Annotated in this window: 5 protein-coding genes and 1 pseudogene; 5 read left to right on the forward strand and 1 reads right to left on the reverse strand. The window is 65.3% G+C overall.

Annotation, left to right across the window (positions count from 1 at the left end; genetic code table 11):
- Window positions 1-849: RHS repeat-associated core domain-containing protein (locus CWIS_RS09875; protein WP_048343116.1), on the forward strand; the 849-nt coding region annotated here is incomplete at its 5' end.
- Window positions 850-972: 123 nt separating this feature from the next.
- Window positions 973-1,359 (forward strand): hypothetical protein, encoded by a 387-nt coding sequence (locus CWIS_RS09880; protein WP_141371780.1) that lies wholly within the window; start codon window positions 973-975, stop codon window positions 1,357-1,359.
- Window positions 1,360-1,424: 65 nt separating this feature from the next.
- Here CWIS_RS09880 and CWIS_RS09885 read toward each other — a convergent pair whose 3' ends face one another.
- Window positions 1,425-2,120 (reverse strand): response regulator transcription factor, encoded by a 696-nt coding sequence (locus CWIS_RS09885; RefSeq protein WP_231583762.1) that lies wholly within the window; start codon window positions 2,118-2,120, stop codon window positions 1,425-1,427.
- Between CWIS_RS09885 and CWIS_RS19845 the strand changes: the two are divergent.
- The 3 genes and pseudogenes from CWIS_RS19845 to CWIS_RS09890 all read left to right on the forward strand — a co-directional run.
- Window positions 2,007-2,885 (forward strand): annotated as a pseudogene (locus CWIS_RS19845) (RHS repeat-associated core domain-containing protein); the annotation flags it as partial. The gene CWIS_RS09885 and the pseudogene CWIS_RS19845 sit on opposite strands and share 114 nt — an antisense overlap.
- Window positions 2,886-2,892: 7 nt before the next feature.
- Complete coding sequence (locus tag CWIS_RS18370) at window positions 2,893-3,408, forward strand: hypothetical protein (protein ID WP_156186615.1); 516 nt, start codon at window positions 2,893-2,895, stop codon at window positions 3,406-3,408.
- A 349-nt stretch (window positions 3,409-3,757) separates the two neighbouring features.
- On the forward strand, window positions 3,758-4,246 hold the full coding sequence (locus CWIS_RS09890) for a hypothetical protein (RefSeq protein WP_048343118.1): 489 nt from the start codon (window positions 3,758-3,760) through the stop codon (window positions 4,244-4,246).
- Window positions 4,247-4,359 lie beyond the last annotated feature (113 nt).

Here is a 4,359-nt window from a genome sequence, read left to right on the forward strand (position 1 = left end):
GCCTTGGCCGCGATCCCGAACACCAAGTGGGCGGCGAACGACGTCATCAAGCAGTACACCGACCCGTTCGGTGCGGCGCGTGACACGACGGCGAGCATCCCGGGCGACCGGCAGTTCCTCGACAAGACCCGTGACACCGCCACCGGTCTGACGATGGTCGGGGCCCGGTACTACGACGAGGCCAACGGACGGTTCATCTCCGTCGACCCGGTCCTGGACCTGGCCGACCCGCAACAGTGGAACGCCTACGCCTACGCCAACAACAACCCCACCACGCTGTCCGACCCGAGCGGCCTGACACCCCGCATCGACGACGACTACGACGGCGGCCGCGGCCCCCTGGCCAAGCGGCCACCCGCGAGCTCGACACCGGTCCCTGGCTGCTACCTCGTGCCGATCCCGCGCCAGAACCCCAGTCCCGCTAACGTCGGCCCGACGGCTGGCGAGGTCGGTCACGTCGTAGTCGACGTCCTGGGGTTTGTCCCTGGATACGGCGAGGTCGCCGACCTCGCCAACGCAGTCTGGTACGGGGTTGAGGGGGACTGGTGGAACTCTGGCCTCTCGGGCGCCGGGGCGTTCCCGGGCCTCGGGGTGGGTGTGACGCTCTTCAAGTGGTTCCGAAACGGCAAGAAAGCTCTCGAAGCTGCGGAGACAGCCGGAGACGCCGCCTCGTCTGTCGTGACGACTGAGCGAGCGGCGGTCCAGGCGTTGAAGCCAAGTGAGGCGGTGGCTAGGTGGGACGAGTTCTTGGGTACCGGTCCAACCACGAATCTCCACCCTCGCACCGGTCTTCCTGACCCGAACAGAATCGTCTCGGCTGATGGCGCCCGGAGTATTCGGTCCCCATGAGATGGGCAGTTCGCCAGCAAAGTTCCACTTCCACGAAGAGACGTGGAACTTCTACCCTGATTTGAACACCTGGCAGGTGGACAATGTGCTGGTCCGAGTGCCGTTCCCGAAGGGGGCGTGGTAATGCGCGTCGTGCTGCAGAAGGTGCTTGGAGGCGATCCTCCAAATGTTGTTGTAACCGCTCCGGGATTGTCTGGTGACGGCCTCTGGCGAGGTGATAGCCCACCCGTGGCAGGGGCCGAAGTGGATATCGAGCTTGAGGTCCCCAGGATAATCGGGTGGACGGAGATTATGGTCGCTCGGGACCTACCGAGAGACGTCCGTCCGGCGGACGGTGAGCTGCTGCTGCAGGGAATCGTCGAAGACGTTGACCAAGAAGGGGTGCTGACCCTGCGAATTGCGGATGAGGTCGTCCTGATCGAGACCGTCGGTGAGCCTCCGTTGGGAGTGGTCGGCCAACATGTTGCGATGTTTGCTCAACGCAGTGAGCTCTACCCGACCGGCATTTAGCGGCGTTGAGCCGATGCACCTGAACCATGAGCATGGCGCCACTTCGGACGGCTCGGGCTTTGGGGTTAGTGGCCGACGGTGATCAGGCCGGACTCGTAGGCCGCGACGACGAGCTGGGTGCGGGTGGTGCAGTCGAGCTTGCGGAGGAGGGCATGGACGTGGGCTTTGACGGTGGCCTCGCCGACGCCGAGCTGGTCGGCGACGGCCGGGTTGGAGCCGCCGCGGGCGACGGCGATCAGGACCTCGCGTTCACGCTGGGTCAGGCTCGCGACGGCACCGGCCGGACCGCTACCGGCAGCGGGCTCGGGTGTGCTGCGGCCGGCGGCCCACGCGCGCCACTGACCGACGACGACGCCGGTCACCTTGGGGTCGAGGACCTGCTCGCCGGCGCGCACGCGGTGCACGGTCGCGACGAGCGTCGCGGGTTCGGTGTCCGGTGAGACGGCTTCGACGGCCAGACCGTCGCTGTGCGCGACAAGAACGGTCTGGGCGGGGTCACCTCGCTGGTGTCCGACCCCCACGGCACGACGCTGGCCGCGATCCCGAACACCAGGTGGGCGGCGAACAGCGTCGTCAAGCAGTACACCGACCCGTTCGGTGCGGCGCGCGGCACGGCCGCGAGCATCCCGGGCGACCGGCAGTTCCTCGACAAGACCCGCGACACCGCCACCGGTCTGACGATGGTCGGGGCCCGGTACTACGACGAGGCCAACGGACGGTTCATCTCCGTCGACCCGGTCCTGGACCTGGCCGACCCGCAACAGTGGAACGCCTACGCCTACGCCAACAACAACCCCACCACGCTGTCCGACCCGAGCGGCCTGACACCCCGCATCGACGACGACTACGACGGCGGCCGCGGCCCCCTGGACAAGCGCCCACCCGCCACCTCCTCGCCTGCGCCAGCAGCTCAGCGTCGTTCATACCCTGAGCCGAGCCCGAGCCCCGGACCCCCTCCGCACCCCTGCCCATGCAGCGGTTCTAGTTCCGCGCCGACCGCCGCAGAGAAGGGCCACGTGGCGGTCGATGTCGTTGGGCTGGTTTCCGAACCCGCAGATGGCGCAAACGCAATCTGGTACGCGGCCGAGGGGGACTGGGCAAGCGCCGGTCTCTCCGGGCTCTCGCTGATCCCCGTTGGCGGGTGGCTCTCGACGGCTTCAAGTGGTGGAGGAACGGCAAGAAGGCAGCCGACGCTGCGGAGGCGGCCGCGAAGGTACCAACTGACATTCGTCCGCCGCTCTCGATTAGTTCGAAGCAGTTTGGTACGAAGTGGGGCAGGCATGCCTCGGACTACGGGCTTGACCCCAACAGCGACTCGGCCCGCGCCTGGTTCGCGAGTCGCGTACAGGACGTGCATCGCAATCCTGACGAGGTGCGCCGTGGACCGTGGAATCCTCGAGGGAATGGCGGTGATGACTACTTCTTCTTCCGCCAAGGTCGCGATCTCCTCATCATCCGCGAAGGGGGCGAGTTTGTTACCATGTTCCCGAACGAAGGAAACGCCTGGTTTAAGCACGCGGAGGTGATCGGCTAGTGATCGACGAGCTGCCGGGTCATCGGTGCGAGATGGTTCGCATCGTGAGTCATCGGATGCCAGGTGAGAACGCTCGGGACGTTGTGGCGCTTGAGTTTGCTTGGGACGACTCCACCGTCCTCACCATCGACGTGAACGCAGACTGGACTTTGTGTCTCTCTCGCACTCGTTGGGTGGAACCATTTCCCGGGGCGACCGCTGCCGAGCGTGAACTATTCCCTGATCTCGGTATCTGGGAAGTGGACGACGCGCCCGTTGGCCCTGCATCCATCGTCGGCCGCACGGTGACTGCGGCCGAGCCGATGTTCAACGAAGTCGGTGAGTTCTCAGGGATAACGATCCTGTTCGAGGGCGTGAGTGTCAGGGCATTCAGTTTCGGCGGCGATCTGCAGGTGGAACTGGGGCGCCAGTATGGCGTGCGTAGTCGTCTCCGAGGCGGCAATGCCAGTCTCGCTCGCGCGGACGACCCCTCGACTGGTGGCCGACGGCGACGAGGCCTGACTCGTAGGCGGTGACGACGAGTTGGGTGCGGGTTGTGTAGCCGAGCTGGATACGGCCAGAACGCCGCTGCCGCCGCCGCGTACGCGATGCGCACCTGGATGACGAACTCGCCACAGGAGGCTGCCTGGGCGGCCCGCCATGGATATGAGCTTGCCGACTACGCCGTCCTCAATGGCGACCCTGATCTAGATCCAGACGGCCTCGTCCCCGTGAAGAGCCCGTTATCGGGACGGCGGTCGGTGCTGGAGTAGGTGCCGTCGTAGGGTGGGCCACGACGTGGGTGGTAGGCAGGACATCGCGCACCGCGATCGACATGTATGTGGAGGGGAAGTAGTTGGACGCAATGATTGGTCGTTTCGCCAAATGAGCCAGTATGGCCTGCATATGGCTGCGATATCGGCCGTATTCACGGCGGTTGTCGCGGCGCTCTACATATTCGTGCACCGTCGAAATCTTGCGTCTGCCATAGATCGTGTGCGTAAGGAGCGGCCGTCCGCGGCCATATTCGCCGCGGCCCTAGGTGTCGACTTTGCGCCCTATATCTCGCTGCACGCCCGCTACTCTGGGGACTATCCTGCAGTATTCTCCTACCGACCTGGCGCGATCGAGGTTTGGCAAGTCGACGGCTTTCGCCTTCTGGCCGAGTATGAGACCGACACCCTGATTGATGTGTCTGTGGGACCCGTGAGAAGGTTCAATGAGCAGTTCGGGGACGGTGTTGTCTGTGTCTTCGCCGATGGCGAAGAGCTGCGGATCCGCCTCCGACGTGGTGCCTTTCGCAACCTGGGTACGCCGGAGCTTGAGGATGTGGTTCGAGACCTCCGGCTCGTCGGTGAGCTCCCCAGCGACTGACCAAGCCGCACCATCTACCTAGCGCCTAGTGGCCGACGGTGATGAGGCCTGATTCGTAGGCGGCCACGACGAGCTGGGTGCGGGTGGTGCAGCCGAGCTTGCGGAGCAGGGCG

The organism is Cellulomonas sp. A375-1, from assembly GCF_001040865.1.
GTDB classification, from domain to species: Bacteria; Actinomycetota; Actinomycetes; order Actinomycetales; family Cellulomonadaceae; genus Cellulomonas; species Cellulomonas gelida.